The sequence below is a fragment of the Bacillus sp. FSL W8-0116 genome, assembly GCF_038003825.1.
GTDB lineage: Bacteria > Bacillota > Bacilli > Bacillales > DSM-4216 > Bacillus_O > Bacillus_O smithii.
The window spans coordinates 2,288,729-2,311,416 of the sequence record NZ_JBBOPY010000001.1; the positions used below are offsets into that span (position 1 = coordinate 2,288,729).

Genomic DNA, 22,688 nt, shown 5'->3' on the forward strand with positions numbered 1-22,688 from the left:
AGATCGGGGAAAATCGGGTGGAAATCACTCAAATTTCCCTTATAATATGGACTGTTTCGTCTTTTTTCTCAAAAATCGATCGTCCGTTTCTGTTCTTTACAAAAGACGCCGTTCAAATAAGATAGGTTCATTTTTACCGAAAATCATTTTCAGCATTCTTAGGTAATGACGACGTGAAATACTTTTTTGAGGAAAGAAGGCAAATAAATAATTGTATAGAACCTTTTCTATGCTTTCAAAGCTGATTTTTCCATAAGGAATTTGTCGGATCATGGTGAAAATGGAAAGTATTTTATCATATTTCCTGAAAATTTACAATTCTATTTATTCTTGTCGTTTTCTTTTATATTTAGTGGGATCATAATATTTTAGGGGGGATTTTATTGAAAAAAGTTGCTGCCGTCATTATGTCTGCCGCTATTGTTTTGTCTGTAAATCCTTCGCTTGAGCTTGCTGCACCGCCAGAGAAAGAACTGACTCAATATCTTCAAAAAATAGGAATGTCGAAAGAAGTAGTCAATAGTCAATTGGAAAAATTTTATGGCGAAGATTTAGATTCATTTGATTCGGTGGAAGAGGTAAGACAAGTTCTTGGAAATCCGATTAACGATCATGATTTGCAAGATTTATTGACAAGATATGGTTTTTCTTCTGAAGATGAATTGGAGCAAATGCTTGTGGAATACGGCGAACTGGAAAAAGGCCAAGATATCCGCGATGTTTATAAATTTATGAACCCGTTGGAAGACACCGTTTCGTTTTATGCGCTTATGCCGGAAAACAAAGAAAATTGGCTGGATGTCGATTCGATTGCCGATGCCCTTTCCCCGTTTGGATTGACTAAAGAGGAGACACAACGGCTGATCGATCATTTGAAGTCTTTAAACTTAGACGAGCAACAGTTGCTGCCATCATTGGAAGAATTGAATCGTCGGATGGAAGCGATTGGGGAATTCGATAGCGCCTCTGATCTAACGGACGCTCAACTTACTGAACTTGCAGATATTTTTCACGACTTCTTGAGTCTTTTTCATATGGATGCCCGTTTTTACTTAGAGAAAAACGGCCGGAAAACCCCGCTGTCCTGGAAGCAATTGATTACGTTGGAAAAAACGAATGGAAGCAATTTGCTCATTGAACTTTATAATGATCATGGAGAATTTTTGGCAGATATGATTTTTACGGCTGATCTGTTTGGCTCGGATGTGATTGAAAATACGGTGAATAAAGCCATAAATGGCAGCGCCGCAAAAGGGCAGCCGAAAGCGCATCTGATCAAACATACTGTTAAAGGCGGACTGATGCCGAAAACGGCCGGCCATTATATGGAACAGCTACTCGCCGGAATTTTCGCATTGTTGATTGGTGCCGTATTACTGCGCAAATGGCGCGTGAACCATTCATGAATCTTTTTTTACAAAAAAATGGACTGATTTTTATCGCCGCTGTTGCTTTCCTGATCGGTGGCCTTTACCTAACCGGGAATAGTTTGAAATCTCTTTTCTTTTCTGAAAAATACGAAAATGAAAAGGCTGTTCAGGTCGACGCAAAACAAGCTGTACAGCCTCTAAAAGAAGAACCGTTCTATGCAGCCCGGCCAAAACAGGGTGAAAAGTTTGGCGAACTCTTTATTCCGAAGCTCCATGCTAGTATGCCGATTTACGAAGGGACAAATGAGGATGAACTGGCGAAAGGTGTCGGTCATTTTGCCGAAAGTGTATTGCCGGGGGAAAAGGATAATTGTGTGTTGAGCGGTCATCGGGATACGGTATTTCGAAAATTGGGAAAGGTTAGGGAAAATGATTTGTTGATTGCTGAAACATCTGCGGGAACGTTTACTTATAAAGTCTACAAAGTTCGCATCGTTCCAAAAAACGATCGTACAGTTATCGTTCCGAAGCCGCGGGCGACATTGACGCTGACGACATGCTATCCATTCCACTATATTGGCAGCGCACCGAAACGTTATGTGCTGGTGGCTGCATTAATCTCTGAAAAATTAAAGGAAAGAAGAATTCATCAAGAGAAGAAAGCGGGATAAGAAGCCTGTTCTACTTTTTCCAAATGGAGACAGGATCTTTCATCATAATGACTTGCTCCGCAGAAAAAGATGATGCATTTTTAAAATTCCCGAAAAAATATGCAACAACCCATTCAAATGGCATTATTTTATTGATATTTGGAGACGGACGATCAGTCCGTCTTCTTTATTGGTTTGATTCATGGAAAAATGTTTATGGATAGACTGATGACTACGGCATCCGATGATTGAAGAGCGTCGTGCGTGGCCCTTTACTTGTTTGGAACGAAAAGAGATGTCTAAATCATCGAATGATGATGATTGGCCAACGGCTTTTGAAAACGATAAAAGGAACGGGAAGAACCTATACAATGTTTATTTTTTCATGCAGCTTTAAGACTCATATATGCAATCTCGCTAATAAAGAAGCTATACAATGTTTATTTTTTCATGGTGGAGTACATGTATTGATAGGCTTTTGCTTCTTCCGTCATTCCTAAATGACTATATATTTTGGCCAGCCACTGAACAGGTTTCGGATCGTTCGGGTGAAGCTCCATTTCCCAGCTGAAGCAGTCGATTGCTTTCTTGGGCTGTTGAAATTCATAATACAGTTCGCCAAGCAGAAACTGTTGATCAGGGTCGTCTTGGATGGCCAGCATGCGATTGATTTTGGCTGCTGAAGGCAAAGGGATATGCTTTTCTTCAAAAGGCTGAAGCCATTTTTTTACATAGTTCAAATCGTGTTTTTTCAGCAGAAGAGGAATGATCAATCGGATCGTTTTTTCTATTGTCCCTGCGTTCTGTTTGTTGACAGGAAGGGTATTAATTTTTTCCAACTGAATTTCATCCATTTGAATGGCGGGATCAGCCAAGATAGAGGCAAATTGTTGAGATTGATATTCCGTAATCGGGGAGTGCTGATCAAAAAGAAAGTTGACCGCACGTTCATACCAATGAAGCTTGAGAAGCAGATCAAATAGATCATACTCAAGGGCCGGAAATGCTGCACCTTGTTGATGAAGCTGGAGCAAAACGAGGGCTGTATCTTGGTCGGTTAAAAAGGTCGAGAGTGTCGTGCGCAATGATTCATAATCTTGCTCCGGTGCGCGGGAATGCAACAGGCGATGGATGGATAAAGCCGCTGCATCGATCAACCGATTTTGTTCGAGAAACTCGGATTGAAGCTTTGCATAGGCTTTTTCATCATAGGCGGTACGCTCAAAAAAGAGTTGTTCAGCCATAAGCTTATCTTTTTCCCATAAGGCATCATCGTTTTGATAAATGTCGTCGTATTTTCGGAAATCAAGATCGTTGGCTATTTGTTCTACCCATGGATTTTCCGGAGCATACTGTTTTAACAGGCGTATGACTCGATAGGCAAGAAAGTATTTGCCGTTTCGCCGGTATTCATAAAAAATGTCTCGAACCAGCTTGATAATCGTCTCTTTTTCAAGAATGGAGTCGAATAAAGGGAGAATGTGGGCAATTTCGAGAGAAGAATATTGATGTTGCCATTGTTTCAGAAGATGTTGGAAACTTTGAATCGCAGAAGGGCGATTTTGGTGAATGAGGGTGTCTATAAAAGGATGAGGGGCCTGAAATACGATTCCGTTTTGAAAGGCTTTGTACAATTGGGAATGATTGTTGAAACGCAAAGGTTTTATAGCAGCAAGCAATCGGTTTTTAAAGTAAATCAGAAAGAAAGTCTGTTTTTTGGAATCCGACGCCTCGATCAACTTAAACATATGGTACACGGCCATTCTTTTTATATCCAACTTGTTCGCTTTATGATGATCGAGAACGGTTAGCGTATAATTTTCTGTCATTCTTTACCCCTCCAATAGTGAAAATACTTTTTATTTTCTTATTTGATTTTATTGTACCATGATTGCAACACAAACTCGAGCACAGTCTCTAAATCGTTTGGTATTGCCGCATGTCTGTTTACTCCCATTCCCCTTTGTGACATTTTGTACGCCTAAAATGATATTTTCAAGCACAACCGGAAGATTCCTTATGACGGTTTGATTGTCAGGAATTCATCGTCTAATCGTTGTTTTTCCGAGCACTCGCGGAAAATTCAAAACGAATAACCCTTCAAATTTCATCGCATTCTAAACAAGGTTATGCCGCCCAATCTTGAAAGGAGCTATTCCTGTAATGAAGAAATTTGAGGTTTGAAACAAAAAGAGCCCTCTTGGTATAGTACAGGGTGTCAATGCATTGACCCCGAATTAATAATTACCAAGGAGGACTCAAGATGAATTATACGCAAAATCGTAAAATCTCGCAAATTACACCATCAACATTAATTGTAGGCATTGATATCGCCAAAGACAAACACGTCGCTCGAGCTCAGGATGATCGAGGAATCGAATTTGGAAAAAGACTGATCTTTGAAAATCGCATACATGGCTATCAAAAACTGCTTGATTGGGTTTCGAGGCATCAAAAGGAACACCAAAAAACACATGTCATTTTTGGTGTTGAGCCGACCGGTCATTTCTGGCTGAGTCTAGCCTATTTCTTGACTGCTAAAGGTTATGACTTTGTCTTGGTCAATCCTATGCATGTCAAAAAAACTAAAGAGCTGGATGATAACTCTCCAACTAAAAACGATACGAAAGATGCACGTGTGATTGCACAGCTGATTAAAGATGGGCGATACTCCGTACCAAATCTCTTAGATGGCATCTATGCAGAGCTAAGAGAAGGCGTCAAATTAAGAGATCAGCTCATCCAGCAGCTTATGATCACAGAAGGTCGTATTCAAAATCACATCCAGCGTTACTTTCCGGAGTTTTTCGATGTATTTAAAGACTGGGAAGGAAAGGCAGCTCTTTGTACATTAAGAAACTTTCCATTCCCCTCTCAGATTAAAGAAATGACATCAGAAGAAGTTCTTGCGAAATGGAAACAAGAAGTAAACCGTGGTGTAGGAATCAAACGAGCTACAAAGTTAATAGAAGCAGCGAAAAAGAGCATTGGTATCCAAATTGGTATCAAGTTTGCTAAACGTGAATTGGATTATTTACTCGATCAATATGAGCTATACAAAGAGCAATTAGGACAGTTAGATAAGGATCTGGAAGCACTTGTAGTAACGATACCTGGAGCGAAGGAAATGATCAATATTCAAGGCTTAGGTCCTACAACAGTCGCGCTATTCTTCGCTGAGGTCGGGGATATAACAAAGTATAGTCATCCCCAGCAATTAGTAAATCTGGCAGGGCTGTCATTACGTGAACATAGTTCCGGGAAGTTTAAGGGGCAAACCAAGATCACAAAACGAGGACGAAGTCGATTGCGAAGAGCTTTATACTTGGCCATTCGTCCACTCGTTGCCCATAATCCAACGTTTAAAGCCCTGCATCAATACTACACAAAGCGTCCTGATCGACCTTTGAAGAAACAGCAGTCACTGATTGCCTTGTGTTGTAAATTACTACGTGTCTTATTTGTCATTGGTCAAAAACAGTGTGAATTTGATGGTTCAAAGTTATTGAGAGGTTTGCCTCAAATCGATTCATTACAGGCAGCTTAAGGCTTTATTAAGTTCATGAAATCATTTCAGAATACCGTAATTATCTCAAATGACAAACACCAATAGTGCAGAGTTGGAGCTTATTTATTCCATACGGGCATGTGACCCAGCAAAGGAGCATATCCAACCTCCACCTCATGGATACGCAGGACGAAGGAATGTATGGAATTCAATCCGGAGAGATGTGGGAGGGTTAGCGACCGTGAGTGATGTGGAGATGATGAAGCACGGTTATACCTTATTTTTACCAAATAAATACAATTTGGTTGATAGGATGCCCCCTACCATGTAAATTATTTAAAAAAATTCAACATATATCCATTAAATGAGGTGTGTATTCTATTAAGTGTCTATGAAATTTTGAGAAAAAGCGAGTATTCGGGAGAAAAATAAACTTTATTGAGGGAGGGAATTTTAATGGAACAGCCAATCCATCAAAACAACGCTCCTTCTATGCAAAATATACCTGGACAAATGTATCACGGTGGTCATGAGTTGTTTGAAATTCATGAATTGCTGTCCAACACGATCATCCTTCTCGACCAATATATGATATTGCGCCAATTGGCAAAAGATCCGGAATTAGTGGACATGATGAACCGTCAGTATCAATTTGTGTCCGATAGCTACAACATTACAGTAGAAGCTTTGAAAACGGGGAATAAACCGTCCCATCCAACGCAGACATATATGATGAAACAAGATCATAGCACCGTTTATGGGATAAAGCCTTCCAATCCGGCTAAAGCAGCGCAATCCGTAACGGAAATCAATGACCAAAAAATTTCTACTCAAATGCTGCAAATGATGAAATCGGCTGCCTTTCTTCACACGATAGCGGCATCCGAAACGGTCAATCCGGTTTTAAGACGAATATTGGCTGACAATGTTCCAAACTATTTGGAAATGGCGTATGAAATTTTCTTGTATCAAAATAAACGCGGTTATTATCAAGTACCTCAATTTGATAGACAAACGACGGAGACAACTGTCAATCGCTTTGCGCCGCTACAAACAAACCTTCCGCAAAATCAAGTGACAGGCTATAACCAAACACACTAAAAAGAAATAGTCCCAAAAGAGTGGCATCCTTTCATGTCAAGATTTCTGTCGGGCGTTGTTGGATCGCGGAATTCATTTGCCTTCCGCGGGTGATCCGTGATCCTCCTCGCCCGTTTCATGCCTGAAGTCTCACCTGGCTTGTTTTTCCTAGAGTAGTCTCGCACGTTTCGCGTTGATTTCGTTCAAATTTCGATTGGAGCTTCCTGCTAAGGGGCTCCGAATATTATGGCTCAATGTTGTATACAGCTGTCTAATACATGGAATTTTAACTGTTGCATGATCAAGGGATTTTTGGATGAAAGGAGCATTTGTATCGTTGATTTTACATAAAAAACCTTGATTATTCATTTTGAAAATGCAAAAAGGATAGTGAAAAAGGCCATCGATTAATATAATAGCCGGGCAGTACATATGACGGCGTGAGAGGAGGGGGGGCTTTTTCCGGGCTTTTTCCTCTCCTCTAACTCGATTTTCGGTGAATGGATGGCTATCGAGATGCCGGCAGGGAAAGATCAATTTCAGGAGACATAGTCACTTTAAACCTTTCCATCGTTCTGACAGATGTCTTAACTCTACAGCGAGATCCGCCACTTCTTTGATCCTGTTTGCCACTTCTTTTGTCGTCGCTGATTGTTCTTGAATGGAAGCGGCGGCTTGTTGTGAACCGGAAGCTAATGAAGCGGCAGTATATGATACCGCTTCCATCTCTGAAAAAACTTTTTCGATTCCTTTCAGCGTATCGTGGCTGGCATCCGTCATTTTTTTCGTTTCTTCTGATACAGTGTGCATGATATCAGAGATATTTTGAAAGGCGTTGTCAAGTTGTTTGGATAATTGTTCTTGTTGATTGGTTACTTCGTGTATCGCTTTGGATTCTAAAGCGGAAGTATGGACATAATGTTGTATCTGTTTCAGCATTTCGTTTACTTGTTCAACGGATTTGGAAGTTTCTTCTGACAAAGAACGAATTTTTTCGGCGACAACGGCAAATCCCTTTCCTTGATCTCCGGCTCTGGCTGCTTCAATGGCCGCATTTAATGCTAATAAATTAGTTTGATTGGCGATGTTGCCAATTAATTGCAGAATGTTGTTTGCCTTGGAGGATGCTTGTTTCAGCTGGGAAGTGGCTTCGTTCAAAGATTCAGCCATTTTGACGCTTTCCATGATCGTGGCATTGACTTGCTTGACTTTTTCTCTTCCTTCGTAGACACGATGATCGGCCGTGTTGACCACTTCGTTTAAATAATTAGACCCTTGTTCAACCTCTTTTATGTCTTTCACCATTTTTTCCATTGTCGTTTTTGAGATATCGGCTCGGTTGGCTTGATCGGTAATTCCGTTTGACAACTCTTCAATAACGGAGGAAAGGGTGTCAGCATTTCCGGCCAACATATGGCTCGCTTTAGCGATTTCGTCCGACTCATCAGAAAACCGTACGGCATACTCTTTTACATCCAATAAAATATTTCGAAGACCTTTCAACATTTTGTTCAATCCATGTGAAACGATCCCCATTTCATTTTGAGAGCGATACCCGGATCTTTTAGATAAATCGACTTTATCTGTGACGGAACGGATCGTTACATCGAACTCCCGCAGCGGCTGTTGAACATGTTTCGAAGTATAGGAAAGAAAAAAATAAGAAATCAGTAGTCCCCAACATAAGCAAAGAATCATAGCCGTTGTGACGGAAAAGGTTGTGAAGAGAAAAATGGTCAGTCCCATTGTCATAAAGACTAATAAAAAAACAGAAAAAACAAAAAAGGATCGGAAGCTTTTAAACAAATCGGTCCCTCCTCATATTTCTTTTTACCTATTTTTACTATTTTCATTATATCAAAACGATAAAATATAAGACAAAATTTTCAGAATAAAACAACTGGAGAAAATTATAAAAAAAGCTTTTTCTGAACTGTTACAATCAGGAGGTTTTTATGGCTATTTCTTACTCCGTTTATAGTAGAAAATGCAAATTATGACGAAAAATTTTAGAATACGGTTTGATTTTAGAATTTCTCAAACGGCGGAAAAAAATTATGTTGAATGATTGAAAGGCATTTTTTTGTGAAAGATATAGCCTTTTTCGTTACTAGCCGCCGAATGACATGATGGCATGGAATAAAAAAGGAGAGATGGATGCTTCATTTGTTTTTAAAAGAAGTGCGGTGGACTTGCACCCATATAGTCAAAGATTCATAAAATAAGAATATGAGGAAATCGTTTCATTTTCCGTTTTTAAACGAATGGAATTGCGGTCGTGGTTACTTAATTTATTTAAAACTTTTTAATGACAGTTAAATGTAAATATCGTTGCGCAGTGGCAGCAATATGATTCCCGGTAGCAAGCAATAAAAAAAGTTAAATAAAGATATTGACTTTATTTAAATCGGGTGATATTATGTAATACGTCGCTTGGTGAGTGACGCTCCATGGTAGACTTAAATAAACATGGTTCTACAGATGTTGACAAATTAGTATTATTGTAATAAAATATAATTCGTTATGATGATCCTTGAAAACTGAACAAAACGAAGCGTAAACCAATGTTTCGATAGAAACAAGCCAAGTCAAATTTCTTTTTGGAGAGTTTGATCCTGGCTCAGGACGAACGCTGGCGGCGTGCCTAATACATGCAAGTCGAGCGGACTTTCAAGAAGCTTGCTTTTTGAAAGTTAGCGGCGGACGGGTGAGTAACACGTGGGCAACCTGCCTGCAAGACGGGGATAACTCCGGGAAACCGGGGCTAATACCGGATAATATCTTCCTTCGCATGAAGGAAGGTTGAAAGGCGGCGCAAGCTGCCGCTTGCAGATGGGCCCGCGGCGCATTAGCTAGTTGGTGAGGTAACGGCTCACCAAGGCGACGATGCGTAGCCGACCTGAGAGGGTGATCGGCCACACTGGGACTGAGACACGGCCCAGACTCCTACGGGAGGCAGCAGTAGGGAATCTTCCGCAATGGACGAAAGTCTGACGGAGCAACGCCGCGTGAGCGAAGAAGGTCTTCGGATCGTAAAGCTCTGTTGTCAGGGAAGAACAAGTACCGTTCGAACAGGGCGGTACCTTGACGGTACCTGACCAGAAAGCCACGGCTAACTACGTGCCAGCAGCCGCGGTAATACGTAGGTGGCAAGCGTTGTCCGGAATTATTGGGCGTAAAGCGCGCGCAGGCGGTCTCTTAAGTCTGATGTGAAAGCCCACGGCTCAACCGTGGAGGGTCATTGGAAACTGGGAGACTTGAGTGCAGAAGAGGAGAGCGGAATTCCACGTGTAGCGGTGAAATGCGTAGAGATGTGGAGGAACACCAGTGGCGAAGGCGGCTCTCTGGTCTGTAACTGACGCTGAGGCGCGAAAGCGTGGGGAGCGAACAGGATTAGATACCCTGGTAGTCCACGCCGTAAACGATGAGTGCTAAGTGTTAGAGGGCTTCCACCCTTTAGTGCTGCAGCTAACGCATTAAGCACTCCGCCTGGGGAGTACGGCCGCAAGGCTGAAACTCAAAGGAATTGACGGGGGCCCGCACAAGCGGTGGAGCATGTGGTTTAATTCGAAGCAACGCGAAGAACCTTACCAGGTCTTGACATCCTTCGCTACCTCTAGAGATAGAGGGTTCCCCTTCGGGGGACGGAGTGACAGGTGGTGCATGGTTGTCGTCAGCTCGTGTCGTGAGATGTTGGGTTAAGTCCCGCAACGAGCGCAACCCTTGACCTTAGTTGCCAGCATTCAGTTGGGCACTCTAAGGTGACTGCCGGTGACAAACCGGAGGAAGGTGGGGATGACGTCAAATCATCATGCCCCTTATGACCTGGGCTACACACGTGCTACAATGGATGGTACAAAGGGTCGCGAAACCGCGAGGTGGAGCCAATCCCAAAAAACCATTCTCAGTTCGGATTGCAGGCTGCAACTCGCCTGCATGAAGCCGGAATCGCTAGTAATCGCGGATCAGCATGCCGCGGTGAATACGTTCCCGGGCCTTGTACACACCGCCCGTCACACCACGAGAGTTTGCAACACCCGAAGTCGGTGAGGTAACCCTTACGGGAGCCAGCCGCCGAAGGTGGGGCAGATGATTGGGGTGAAGTCGTAACAAGGTAGCCGTATCGGAAGGTGCGGCTGGATCACCTCCTTTCTAAGGAAGAAGAAAAGCAGAGGCGACTGTTCAGGTGCGACAAGCACAAGACAGCTTGCGAGGAGGTAGTATTTCAACCACCGCAGCAAGATGGATTGTGACCTCGAGCACCTAGGAGCCGGAGCTGGACAGATATGAAGGAGCGCTTTCGTTTTGTTCAGTTTTGAAGGATTTCATCCTTCCAAGTTGTTCCTTGAAAACTAGATAGAAGAAAGAAGCAGCATAAACCGAGTATCGCCATCTAGGATAAAACCAACATGGTTAAGTTAGAAAGGGCGCACGGTGGATGCCTTGGCACTAGGAGCCGATGAAGGACGGGACTAACTCCGAAAAGCTCCGGGGAGCTGTACGTAAGCGTTGATCCGGAGATTTCCGAATGGGGAAACCCGCTGCCCGTAATGGGGCAGCATCCTTGCCTGAATCCATAGGGTAAGGAAGGCAACCCGGGGAACTGAAACATCTAAGTACCCGGAGGAAGAGAAAGCAACAGCGATTCCCTGAGTAGCGGCGAGCGAAACGGGAACAGCCCAAACCAGAAGGCTTGCCTTCTGGGGTTGTAGGACACCAATGGTGGAGTCACAAAGGAACGAGGTAGACGAAGAGGTCTGGAAAGGCCCGTCAGAGAAGGTAACAACCCTGTAGTCGAAACTTCGTTCCCTCCCTGGTGGATCCTGAGTACGGCGGGACACGAGGAATCCCGTCGGAAGCTGGGAGGACCATCTCCCAAGGCTAAATACTCCCTAGTGACCGATAGTGAACCAGTACCGTGAGGGAAAGGTGAAAAGCACCCCGGGAGGGGAGTGAAAGAGAACCTGAAACCGTGTGCCTACAAGTAGTCAGAGCCCGTTTACGGGTGATGGCGTGCCTTTTGTAGAATGAACCGGCGAGTTGCGATCTCATGCGAGGTTAAGTCGAAAAGACGGAGCCGCAGCGAAAGCGAGTCTGAACAGGGCGCATGAGTATGGGGTCGCAGACCCGAAACCAGGTGATCTACCCATGTCCAGGGTGAAGGTGAGGTAACACTTACTGGAGGCCCGAACCCACGCACGTTGAAAAGTGCGGGGATGAGGTGTGGGTAGGGGTGAAATTCCAATCGAACTTGGAGATAGCTGGTTCTCTCCGAAATAGCTTTAGGGCTAGCCTCAAGGAAAGAGTCTTGGAGGTAGAGCACTGTTTGGACTAGGGGCCCTCATCGGGTTACCGAATTCAGACAAACTCCGAATGCCAGCGACTTATCCTTGGGAGTCAGACTGCGAGTGATAAGATCCGTGGTCAAAAGGGAAACAGCCCAGACCGCCAGCTAAGGTCCCAAAGTATACGTTAAGTGGAAAAGGATGTGGAATTGCTTAGACAACCAGGATGTTGGCTTAGAAGCAGCCACCATTTAAAGAGTGCGTAATAGCTCACTGGTCGAGTGATTCTGCGCCGAAAATGTACCGGGGCTAAACGTATCACCGAAGCTGCGGGTGGACACCTTCGGGTGTCCGCGGTAGGAGAGCGTTCTAAGGGCAGAGAAGCCAGACCGGAAGGACTGGTGGAGCGCTTAGAAGTGAGAATGCCGGTATGAGTAGCGAAAGAAGGGTGAGAATCCCTTCCACCGAATGCCTAAGGTTTCCTGAGGAAGGCTCGTCCTCTCAGGGTTAGTCGGGACCTAAGCCGAGGCCGACAGGCGTAGGCGATGGACAACAGGTTGATATTCCTGTACCACCTCTTTTCCGTTTGAGCGATGGGGGGACGCAGGAGGATAGGGTAAGCGCACGGTTGGATGTGCGTCCAAGCAGTGAGAGGGGCAGCGAGGCAAATCCCGTTGCCACTCACCTCAAGCTGTGACGGCGAGGGAAATATAGTACCGAAGTTCCTGATTCCACACTGCCAAGAAAAGCCTCTAGCGAGGAAAAAGGTGCCCGTACCGCAAACCGACACAGGTAGGCGAGGAGAGAATCCTAAGGTGTGCGAGAGAACTCTCGTTAAGGAACTCGGCAAAATGACCCCGTAACTTCGGGAGAAGGGGTGCTTTTTGGGGTGCATAGCCCCGAGAAGCCGCAGTGAATAGGCCCAGGCGACTGTTTAGCAAAAACACAGGTCTCTGCGAAGCCGTAAGGCGAAGTATAGGGGCTGACGCCTGCCCGGTGCTGGAAGGTTAAGGGGAGCGCTTAAAGCTTTGCTTGAAGGTGCGAACCGAAGCCCCAGTAAACGGCGGCCGTAACTATAACGGTCCTAAGGTAGCGAAATTCCTTGTCAGGTAAGTTCTGACCCGCACGAAAGGCGTAACGATCTGGGCACTGTCTCAACGAGAGACTCGGTGAAATTATAGTACCTGTGAAGATGCAGGTTACCCGCGACAGGACGGAAAGACCCCGTGGAGCTTTACTGCAGCCTGATATTGAATTTTGGTACAGCTTGTACAGGATAGGTAGGAGCCTTAGAAACCGGAGCGCCAGCTTCGGTGGAGGCGCCGGTGGGATACTACCCTGGCTGTACTGAAATTCTAACCCGCACCCCTGATCGGGGTGGGAGACAGTGTCAGGTGGGCAGTTTGACTGGGGCGGTCGCCTCCTAAAAGGTAACGGAGGCGCCCAAAGGTTCCCTCAGAATGGTTGGAAATCATTCGCAGAGTGCAAAGGCAGAAGGGAGCTTGACTGCGAGACCTACAAGTCGAGCAGGGACGAAAGTCGGGCTTAGTGATCCGGTGGTTCCGTATGGAAGGGCCATCGCTCAACGGATAAAAGCTACCCCGGGGATAACAGGCTTATCTCCCCCAAGAGTCCACATCGACGGGGAGGTTTGGCACCTCGATGTCGGCTCATCGCATCCTGGGGCTGTAGTCGGTCCCAAGGGTTGGGCTGTTCGCCCATTAAAGCGGTACGCGAGCTGGGTTCAGAACGTCGTGAGACAGTTCGGTCCCTATCCGTCGCGGGCGCAGGAAATTTGAGAGGAGCTGTCCTTAGTACGAGAGGACCGGGATGGACGCACCGCTGGTGTACCAGTTGTCTCGCCAGAGGCATCGCTGGGTAGCTATGTGCGGAAGGGATAAGTGCTGAAAGCATCTAAGCATGAAGCCCCCCTCAAGATGAGATTTCCCATTTCTTCGGAAAGTAAGATCCCTGAAAGATGATCAGGTAGATAGGTCCGAGGTGGAAGCGTGGTGACACGTGGAGCTGACGGATACTAATCGATCGAGGACTTAACCAAAAGAAAGCGCGAAATCGGTGAAACTGCTTCTTCTATCTAGTTGTAAAGGAGTACATATAAAGGTTTTACTACATAAAGAATCGTTAAAGAAGAAAAATTTATTCTTGAAAATTAAAAATAATTTGTTATAATAATATTTATCTTACGACAAACTAGAGTAACTAGTCTGGTGGCGATGGCGAAGAGGTCACACCCGTTCCCATCCCGAACACGGAAGTTAAGCTCTTCAGCGCCGATGGTAGTGAGGGGATTCCCCTTGCGAGAGTAGGACGCTGCCAGGCAAAAGAAAAGGAGAATAGCTTATATGCTATTCTCCTTTTCTTTTTACTCTGATTTCATGGTAAGATGATGGTAAAAGAGATGGATGTCTTTTCCATTAAACGATGTTCTTGCTTCATAAAGAACGGAAATTATTGGAGGGTGAACATATGCTTAAGTCATTTATTACAGGAATCATTGTGAGTTTTATCATTTGGATAGCAGGTGCTGTAAGCAATTTAAATGTAAGCCGAATCTTTTTTATTGTTTCTATCCTTTTGATCGTATTAGCCGTAGTACTATCCGGATTGGGAGTAAGTGGAGATAGAATTCGTGCTAACGCAGCAACCGAAACAAAGGAAGATAGAAACTGGAGAATAGACACTTCTAAAAATATCATCCTTATAGCTCTTCCAAGCATCATCGGATTTTTTCTTTCTTACTCTTTACACTGAAATTTTTGTGTCACTCTTTTTCTTTTGTTAGTGGACACTTCTCAGAGGGAGATTATGGAAAACGATAGGAGAATCAATGTTGAAAAGAATTTTATTGATTCTATCCACGGTATTTTTAGTAATAATCCAATCGACTGTTTTCTACTTTTGGATAATGGATTGGAGAAAACTTGTAACATATGACGGGTTGATCGTTTGGAGTGCCTCTATTATTTTAGGAATAATCGTTCACCGATTCTATTCATCGATAAATTCTCGTGAAAAATCGTTCGAAATATTAAAAAAGGTTCATTTGATATCAACTTCAATAACGATATTTCTGGGAATTCTTTCGCTGCTTATTGAATCAGTAACAAGTTCAATGCCTTAAAAAGGAATATTGATACAAGCATCTGTGTATAGATTCAGAAATCGATTCATCGGTTCATGAAAGGGGAGCAAGGAATGTATCCTGAATCGCTGGTGAAAGAGTGCCAAAAAAGAATCGAAAAATATCCTTGTGAAGGTTTTGTTTATGGCCAGGGGCCGGAGAAGGCGGAGATTGTGCTCGTTGGGGAAGCTCCGGGGGAAACGGAAATCCATAACGGAATCCCTTTCAGCGGCCGAGCGGGAAAACAATTATCCGAGTTTTTAGATTACTTGGGGATTTCACGTGAAGATGTATTTATTACCAGTGCTGTTAGAAGCCGCCCTTATAAGGTCGTGAAGAAAGAGAAAGATGGACAAATAATTGAAAAGAAATATAACAGGACGCCGACTCAAAAGGAAATTTTGGCTCATGCTCCTTTATTGGATTATAACATTTGTTCCATTCAGCCAAAAATTATTGTTACGTTGGGGAAAATTGCGTTGGAAAGAGTAACGGGGATGAAAGGAAACCTGGAAAAGATTCATGGCAAAATGATGATCACGCCGGTGCAAAAATTAAAAAGGTTGGATAGCAGCGAAATGGTATGGACAGATCGTAAATATAAGATTTTTCCGCTGTACCATCCCGCTGCCGTTTTTTATAATCGACGTTTGCTTCAGGAGATTTATGAGGACTTAGATCAATTGAAAAATTATATAAAAGAAGAAGGGATTCGTTTAAACGGTGCTATGTAAAAGGGGAGGATGAGAATCCTCCCTTTTATGAAAAGGTGATCTAATAGCCTCCGTATCCGCCACCTACAAAAGAGGCGCCTACGATAATCAACAAGATGAACAGCACGACAATCAAAGCAAAACCGCTTGCTCCATAGCCAGACATACTTTCACCCCCCAACAGATTGGTTAGTATAATTTATGAAATAGCTTGTCACTGTGTTTGGACAAGATAGCCAATTAAAAAAACTTAGTCATATGAAATATGATTTAGCGAGCTGAGCCCATCATTGTCTTTGAATTGGAATTCTTGCTTAGGTAAGGAATTTTGCTTCAAAAAAGCCATTAGCAAAGCATGCTAATGACTTTCAATTTACAAGTGTTTCCTTTTTTTTAAAAATCTTTGTTTTTTTTCATTAGGGAATATTTGTCCGTCAAGCAGGCGATTATCTTTCTCGCTTGCAGAGAGGAAAAGGAAGTGGAGGAGACATAAAGCCGACAAGCTCATTGCTTGCTGTTTTCCGGCAAAAATGAAATGGGAAGATGTTTTTTAATGAAGATAAGATATAGTGAAGGTTTATTTTTTCTCATGAGAGAGTTTGTTCTTTTGATCGGCTGTCGACAATTGGTTCATCTTTTCGGCTAACAGCTGTTTGGCCTCGTTATAAGTAAGGCCGGATTGAGCGTTAAGTCTTTTGACTTCTTCAATATCGGTACCGGCAACGGTATAGCGTTTATCCGTCAATTGGTTCACCTCTTTTCAGAAGGTTTACCAAAATTATTCCCGATTCAAACTACATTATGCGGAGTATGGGAGAGGTGGTTCAATTCCATTCAAAAGTTAATAAATGTTCATTTCGAACGTATTCAGTCGTTTTAAATGGGATTGCCTGGCTGTCATCCTTAAATTCGGAAAAATTTTGGAAAAGCGTGTTTTTGCGGAAAATAATTCTCATCTCACCAACGAAAAAAGACAAAAGAAAAAGCGGTAAGACCGCTTGATAAATTAATATCTTTTTGCCGCGATATAAGCTTTCTTCCAATAAGGATTGCTTAATCGATCAATCCGCACACCTTTGGAGGCAGAATGAATGAATTGTTGTTTTCCGATATAAAGGGCAACATGAGAAGGACCTTTTTTATAAGTAGTGAAAAAGATTAGATCTCCTGGACGTAAACTTGATTTAGAAACAAATTTTCCCTTTTTGTACAATTGAGCCACTGTGCGAGGAAGAATTTTTCCGACCCGCTTATGCGTATAATAAATAAATCCCGAACAATCGAATCCACTTGGTGTCGTGCCTCCATATTTGTAAGGAACACCTATGTATTTTTTGGCAATGCTCACTACGGCAGTTGGCGAATAAGCAGCATCCGCTTCTTTTACCGAAAACAGACTTCCAACAGACAACATCAATGCAAATACCACTGAAATTATAGCGTATTTCCTCATAGATTTCTCCCCGTCAAATATTGTCGTTTTTTCTTTCTTGATGACATTGTAACAAGAAAATAGGCTGTAACCATTTACAGATTAGTTTATTTTTCGTTACAGCTATATTACGGAAGAAAAACAATAAAAAGAGGAAAATAAAGGAATAAAAAGGTTTTTTCATCATAAAAGTACAAAGAAATCATCTTTATACAGTCATGAAGGTTGTCGAAGGAGGATGGGAAATGGAAGATTCCAGCTTTGCAATTCATCCCGAAAATGAAAAAAACGACAAAAAGCAGGAATTTGTCGATATTGGAAAGATGAAAAAATGGTTCTCTGACGGAGAAACGGTCCGATTTCATTGTGAAAACGGCTTTGTCAACATCCGTTTTTATCGTGACGATATCGCTCGAGTAGTGATGAATCCCCAGAAGGAACCGACAATGGAACAAAGTTTTGCGGTCGTGAAATCACCGGAAAAGGTGTCATGGGAAGCGGAAGAAAGAGAAGGCATTGTGACTATAAGAAGCAGTAAACTAATTGTTACCGTCCATCCCCATCCTTTACGGATCCATTTTTATGGCTCCGACTCCCGCTTTTTATTAAAGGAAGGCAGGCGAGGAATGGCCTTTGGTGTAAAAGGAGAGGTCATTTGTTTTAAAGAGATGGCAGAAAACGATCATTTTTACGGCTTTGGGGAAAAAACAAGTTTTTTGGATAAACGCGGCGAAAAAATGACGATGTGGAACACGGATGTTTTTGCCCCCCACAATCCGGAAATTGATGCGATGTACCAGTCGATTCCTTATTTTATGACCATCCGCAACGGAAAGGCGCATGGCCTTTTTTTCGATAATACGTTCAAAACCGTCTTTGATATGAAATCAAACCGCAGCGAGTATTCTTTTTGGGCAGAAGGCGGGGAACTGGATTATTACTTGCTGGCCGGACCAAGCCCGAAAGATGTGCTCGACCAGTACACCACTTTGACCGGACGAATGGAACTACCCCCCAAATGGGCGATTGGCTACCATCAATCGCGTTACAGCTATAAAACGGAAGCGGAAGTTCGTGATCTCGTCAAAACCTTTAAGGAAAAAGAAATTCCGCTTGACGCAATCTATTTGGATATTCATTACATGGACGAATACCGCGTATTCACATTTGACAAAAGGCGCTTTCCGAACCCAAGAAAGCTGGTTCAAGATTTGAAAAAAGCGGGTATCCAAGTTGTGCCGATCGTAGACCCGGGGGTGAAAGAAGATCCGGAATATCCGATATACCAAGAAGGCATCCGCCTTGATCGATTTTGTAAATATATGGAAGGGGATGTTTGTTTCGGCGATGTGTGGCCGGGAAAAAGTGCATTTCCTGATTTTTCTCAAGAAAAAGTGCGAAAGTGGTGGGGAAAAAAACAAACATTTTACACAGATCTCGGTATAGAAGGAATTTGGAACGATATGAACGAACCGGCCGTTTTCAACGAAACAAAGACGATGGACTTAAAAGTCATCCATGAAAATGACGGAAACCCGAAAACTCATCGTGAACTCCATAACGTCTACGGTTTATTTATGGGAGAAGCTACGTATAATGGATTGAAAAATCAGTTAAACGGCAAACGCCCATTTGTCCTTACACGTGCCGGTTTTTCGGGGATCCAACGATATGCGGCCGTTTGGACAGGGGATAATCGAAGTTTTTGGGAGCATCTGCAAATGACGATGCCGATGTGCTTAAATCTTGGCATGTCCGGGATAGCTTTGACCGGTTCGGATGTCGGCGGTTTTGCTCATGATGCAACGGGAGAGCTGTTAGCCCACTGGACGCGGCTCGGCGCCTTTATGCCTTTTTTCCGCAACCACAGCAATATTGATACCGTCCGTCAAGAACCTTGGGCTTTCGGCGAAGAAATTGAATCGATCGTGAAAACCTATATTCAGCTTCGTTATCGCCTGCTTCCCTACTTTTACACACTTTTCCGCGACGCTCACTTGACTGGTGTACCGGTGATGCGCCCATTGGTAATGGAATATCCGGATGATCCGAATGTGTTCAATTTATTCGATCAGTTTTTAGTCGGAGAACATCTTTTGGTCGCCCCGATCACTCTTCCAAGCACGTATCATCGAGTGGTATATTTGCCAAAAGGGATTTGGTACGACTACTGGACAAACAAAACATACGAAGGCGGAACTTATATAATGGTGGAAGCGGACCTTGCTACTTTGCCGCTGTTTGTGAAAGCAGGATCGATCATTCCGGAAGAAGAAGGAAAAAAATCAGCTTACGAGAAAACAGATACGCTGACGGTAAACATTTATCTTCATTCCGATCCTTTTATGGGAACGATCTATGAAGACGACGGCGAAACATTTCAGTATCGAGAGGGGAAGTATTGGGAAGAAAGCATTCGTGTGCAAAAAGAGGGAAAAAGCGTCAAAGTGGATTGGGAAGAGGTTCACGGAGGATACAAGCCGCATTGGAAGAACTTCACTTTGAAAATCCACGGAGCGGATGAATCAATAGAGATTTGGGTGAGCGGAAAGAAAGTGGAAGACAAATCCATTGTCAACGAGAATGGAGCAGCGACGGTTAATGTCCCGTTTTCTTCATAGCAGAGAGGTGTGTTCTTGCCATACATTTCTTGTTTACAACATTGAACCAAGCCGGGTGGCACTAAAAATGGACCAGTTGGGCACGGATATGGGATCAATACGAGAAAGAAAAAGGGAGGAAATCAAAATTCCATTGTCGTCGACCCTCAGTGCTGTTCAAAACCCGGGGGATCGACGACAAACTGAATGATAGAGAAAACAAGAGAAAAAAGTGAAAAAACAAAGAATACATTGGTTTTTTCACTTTTTGTTCATTTAAAGGAAATCATTTACAACCCAAAACCAATTTGTTAAAATTGGCTCAACCACAAAGTTTTTTGGGGTTTTGATCTTACCTATGAGGAATTGAAATTATAAAATTCAAAAACATTTAATGGGTGAAAAAACGTTTTAATCTTACCTATGAGGAATTGAAACTTAATATAGCTATCTGGATTGCAGACACGATCAGCTTCGTTTTGATCTTACCTATAAGGAATTGGAAACTTCGAGGATTCGGGGAAATTACAGATATGTTTGATTCGTTTTTATTTTAACTATGGGGAATAGAAACGCATAATTTATATGTTGATTATTTTCTTGTTGTTTACCCGTGGTGCTATATAAAACTCAGACAAGCATAAAAATAGCCCTTGCTGGCGGATCTCCAGTAGAATGAAAGTGTCACCCAACATTCGAAAGGAGAGATCCCCCATGCAAGAGCACTTTCATTTTACTACAGATCCAGCCAAACTTCAAAAACAATATGCCGCTATTTTCTGTTTTGTTTCTGCCCAACTGTCGTTGATTCAAATGTATCTTCATCGCCGCAACCGTCACTTGGTCAAGCAAGAAGACGAAGTGGTCATGGCGGTTCACCTTTTGGGGAAGCTGCTGGGCTTTTCTTCCGAACGAGCCTGGCATCGTTTTGTCACGGGAAATTTGTTCACAAACGGCTCGTTTCTTGAACGCTCCCGATACAACCGCCGCTGCCGGGCGCTTGGTTTCGCCATCAAATGGATCCGTCATGAGCTGGCGAAACGTGGCCAACACCATGCTTATGCGGTCGTCGACAGCTTGCCTCTTCCGTTGTGCCATCCCGCAAGAATGCAGCGCGTCAAGCGGTTTCGAGGGATCGCGGATATGGGGTATTGTGCTTCCAAAAAGCAATGGTACTACGGTTTCAAGCTGCATCTTCAAGTGACCAATCAAGGGCTGGCCATGGGCTATGTCGTGACGGAAGCGTCCTGCCACGACGTCAAAGCCGCTGAAACGGTGATGACTCAAATCCCTCATCCCTACAACTTTGGGGACAAAGGGTACATCAGCCACGCTCTTCGAGAAAAGCTGTACGAAGAACACCAAGCCGCGTTCTGGACACCGTCTCGACACAATCAAAAGCACGGCCCATCCAAGGCATGGGAAGAATGGATCAGGAAAAAACGCAAAGTCATCGAGACGGTGTTTTCGATTCTCGTAGACCAATACCGGATCACCGACATTCGAGCGAATTCCATGGCCGGGTTTGAAGTGGCACTCGATGGCATCTTGTTGGCTTATTCCTTGGTCACACTAGGGCTGGTTGAGCGCTGACACTCAACTAGCACCACGGGTTTGTTGTTTCTTAATTTGTATAGGGAAATTGGGATTAGTATTTGAAGTAAGGTATTGGAAAGTCTCTTATGATTGATTGGATTTTAGGAACACCTGAAAGGGGGGCATCCACGATTGGAAAATTTAATAACTTTTTTGCAAGAAAATGAAGTTCAATTTGAAATTATGTATCACGAAAATCCAATCCGTACAGCACAGGAAGGCGCTGCATATTTTGGAATTGAAATAGGTCAAACAGCACCAACATTGATTCTTAAGTCTGAAAAAGGTTATTTTGCGATGATTATTTCTGGAGGTCGTCGGCGTGTAAATTTAGAAGAAGTCTCAGAAATTCTGGGATGTAATCAACTAAAATTGGCAAAACCAAAAGAAATCAAGCAAATAACTGGATACACTGTTGGCAGTGTTCCTTTAGTAGGCCTTTCAATGCCTTGTATTTTAGATAGAAATATTTTTCGTTACCCATTTATTTATGGCGGAACAGGAGAACCAACTTCGACACTGAAAATTACTCCAAACGCTTTGGAAAAGCTGAATCAAGTTGTTGCTTTATTGGATTAAATTTAGTTTAAGTAAATCACCCGGTTTCAACGCAATATTTTTGGGGGTTAGATCTTACCTATAAGGAATTGAAACATCACATACATGGTAGGGAGAATACCAGCTACAATTAGTTTAGATCTTTCATATAAGGAATTGAAACAACTTTCACAATTAGCTTTTGCTTGGGTTTTACGTCAATCGAACGTGGCGAACGCATTAATTGAAGCAAGCAAACCAGAGCAAGTAGAGGAAAACGTAAAAGCTGTGGATGTTCAACTTTCTGATGAAGTCATTGAAAAATTGAAGAGATTCTTGCATAAGGATCACATTGGATGAGGCGAGCAACCGTTTTGTTTCAATGTATGTTCAGTACAGAAGGCAAACTCTGAGGTTTGTTATTTGTACCGGATAACGAAGACGCCATTCTTTTAGATTGTCGAAAAGTTGTAGCATAAAAGATAAGGAGATTTTATTCTCTCCTTAATTCATTAAAAGGCCCATTCATGACCGGTTCACCTCCGGCTGCCTATTTCACCCCTGTTCGTACCTCCTCATTATTTATTTGATAAAGAACGCCTTCCGTGTGATTCTTGGAAGGATTCGCTTCTCGATCATTCAATTACCATAGAATATTTTCGCTAAATTCATCATGGAGAGATAATTTATAAAACACCCTTTCCGTTTTTCTTATCAAGGCTGCATGTTTACTTCTTTCCGCATTACCGATCGTTCCCATAAACCAAAAACAAAA

General features: G+C 43.1%; 15 protein-coding genes and 3 rRNA genes. 13 read left to right on the forward strand and 5 right to left on the reverse strand.

All coding sequences use genetic code 11. From position 1 onward, the window contains the following. Positions 1–383 precede the first annotated feature (383 nt). Positions 384–1,406, forward strand: a complete 1,023-nt coding sequence (locus tag N1I86_RS10935) for a processed acidic surface protein (protein ID WP_048623998.1) — start codon at positions 384–386, stop codon at positions 1,404–1,406. Continuing rightward, positions 1,403–2,041 (forward strand): class D sortase, encoded by a 639-nt coding sequence (locus N1I86_RS10940; protein WP_003352599.1) that lies wholly within the window; start codon positions 1,403–1,405, stop codon positions 2,039–2,041. The genes N1I86_RS10935 and N1I86_RS10940 overlap by 4 nt, the downstream gene beginning before the upstream one ends. 419 nt (positions 2,042–2,460) lie before the next feature. Here N1I86_RS10940 and N1I86_RS10945 read toward each other — a convergent pair whose 3' ends face one another. Beyond that, positions 2,461–3,849: a hypothetical protein gene (locus N1I86_RS10945; RefSeq protein WP_341096301.1), complete on the reverse strand. Its 1,389-nt coding sequence runs from the start codon at positions 3,847–3,849 to the stop codon at positions 2,461–2,463. Between the two features lie 434 nt (positions 3,850–4,283). Here N1I86_RS10945 and N1I86_RS10950 point away from each other — a divergent pair, with 434 nt between their 5' ends. Both N1I86_RS10950 and N1I86_RS10955 read left to right on the forward strand, forming a co-directional pair. After that, complete coding sequence (locus N1I86_RS10950; protein WP_270584767.1) at positions 4,284–5,567, forward strand: IS110 family transposase; 1,284 nt, start codon at positions 4,284–4,286, stop codon at positions 5,565–5,567. Positions 5,568–5,984: 417 nt separating this feature from the next. Beyond that, positions 5,985–6,629 (forward strand): spore coat protein, encoded by a 645-nt coding sequence (locus N1I86_RS10955; protein WP_341096303.1) that lies wholly within the window; start codon positions 5,985–5,987, stop codon positions 6,627–6,629. A gap of 531 nt (positions 6,630–7,160) precedes the next feature. On the opposite strand, the gene N1I86_RS10960 is transcribed toward N1I86_RS10955, so the two are convergent. Next, positions 7,161–8,414: a methyl-accepting chemotaxis protein gene (locus N1I86_RS10960; protein ID WP_341096304.1), complete on the reverse strand. Its 1,254-nt coding sequence runs from the start codon at positions 8,412–8,414 to the stop codon at positions 7,161–7,163. A 791-nt stretch (positions 8,415–9,205) separates the two neighbouring features. On the opposite strand from N1I86_RS10960, the gene N1I86_RS10965 reads away from it, so the two are divergent. The 5 genes from N1I86_RS10965 (at position 9,206) to N1I86_RS10985 (ending at position 15,769) form a co-directional block, all read left to right on the forward strand. Beyond that, positions 9,206–10,760 (forward strand): 16S ribosomal RNA (locus N1I86_RS10965). A 259-nt stretch (positions 10,761–11,019) separates the two neighbouring features. Beyond that, positions 11,020–13,952, forward strand: a 23S ribosomal RNA gene (locus N1I86_RS10970). A gap of 165 nt (positions 13,953–14,117) precedes the next feature. Further along, positions 14,118–14,233 (forward strand): 5S ribosomal RNA (gene rrf, locus N1I86_RS10975). Together the 16S, 23S and 5S rRNA genes form the textbook arrangement of a ribosomal RNA operon. Before the next feature lie 147 nt (positions 14,234–14,380). Further along, positions 14,381–14,665 carry a DUF5316 family protein gene (locus tag N1I86_RS10980; protein ID WP_341096306.1) on the forward strand — a complete coding sequence of 95 codons (285 nt, stop codon included), beginning with the start codon at positions 14,381–14,383 and terminating at the stop codon, positions 14,663–14,665. Between the two features lie 444 nt (positions 14,666–15,109). Then, the gene (locus N1I86_RS10985) at positions 15,110–15,769 is read left to right on the forward strand and encodes a uracil-DNA glycosylase (RefSeq protein ID WP_341096308.1); all 660 of its coding nucleotides are present in this window, start codon (positions 15,110–15,112) and stop codon (positions 15,767–15,769) included. A 40-nt stretch (positions 15,770–15,809) separates the two neighbouring features. On the opposite strand, the gene N1I86_RS10990 is transcribed toward N1I86_RS10985, so the two are convergent. From N1I86_RS10990 to N1I86_RS11000, 3 genes are all read right to left on the reverse strand, one after another. Continuing rightward, positions 15,810–15,914: a YjcZ family sporulation protein gene (locus tag N1I86_RS10990; protein WP_082142338.1), complete on the reverse strand. Its 105-nt coding sequence runs from the start codon at positions 15,912–15,914 to the stop codon at positions 15,810–15,812. Positions 15,915–16,325: 411 nt separating this feature from the next. Next, positions 16,326–16,493: a hypothetical protein gene (locus tag N1I86_RS10995; RefSeq protein ID WP_341096310.1), complete on the reverse strand. Its 168-nt coding sequence runs from the start codon at positions 16,491–16,493 to the stop codon at positions 16,326–16,328. Positions 16,494–16,754: 261 nt separating this feature from the next. Then, on the reverse strand, positions 16,755–17,201 hold the full coding sequence (locus N1I86_RS11000) for a C40 family peptidase (protein WP_341096312.1): 447 nt from the start codon (positions 17,199–17,201) through the stop codon (positions 16,755–16,757). A 224-nt stretch (positions 17,202–17,425) separates the two neighbouring features. On the opposite strand from N1I86_RS11000, the gene N1I86_RS11005 reads away from it, so the two are divergent. The 4 genes from N1I86_RS11005 to N1I86_RS11020 all read left to right on the forward strand — a co-directional run bounded on the left by N1I86_RS11005 (position 17,426) and on the right by N1I86_RS11020 (position 22,273). Beyond that, entirely contained in the window at positions 17,426–19,801 is a 2,376-nt protein-coding gene (locus N1I86_RS11005; RefSeq protein ID WP_341096314.1) for a glycoside hydrolase family 31 protein, read from the forward strand. Between the two features lie 693 nt (positions 19,802–20,494). Continuing rightward, positions 20,495–21,373 (forward strand): IS982-like element ISGsp1 family transposase, encoded by an 879-nt coding sequence (locus N1I86_RS11010; RefSeq protein WP_004439648.1) that lies wholly within the window; start codon positions 20,495–20,497, stop codon positions 21,371–21,373. A 135-nt stretch (positions 21,374–21,508) separates the two neighbouring features. After that, positions 21,509–21,955, forward strand: coding sequence for an aminoacyl-tRNA deacylase (locus N1I86_RS11015; protein WP_327797096.1), 447 nt, complete (start codon positions 21,509–21,511; stop codon positions 21,953–21,955). Between the two features lie 84 nt (positions 21,956–22,039). Further along, entirely contained in the window at positions 22,040–22,273 is a 234-nt protein-coding gene (locus N1I86_RS11020) for an aldo/keto reductase (protein WP_445662265.1), read from the forward strand. Positions 22,274–22,688 lie beyond the last annotated feature (415 nt).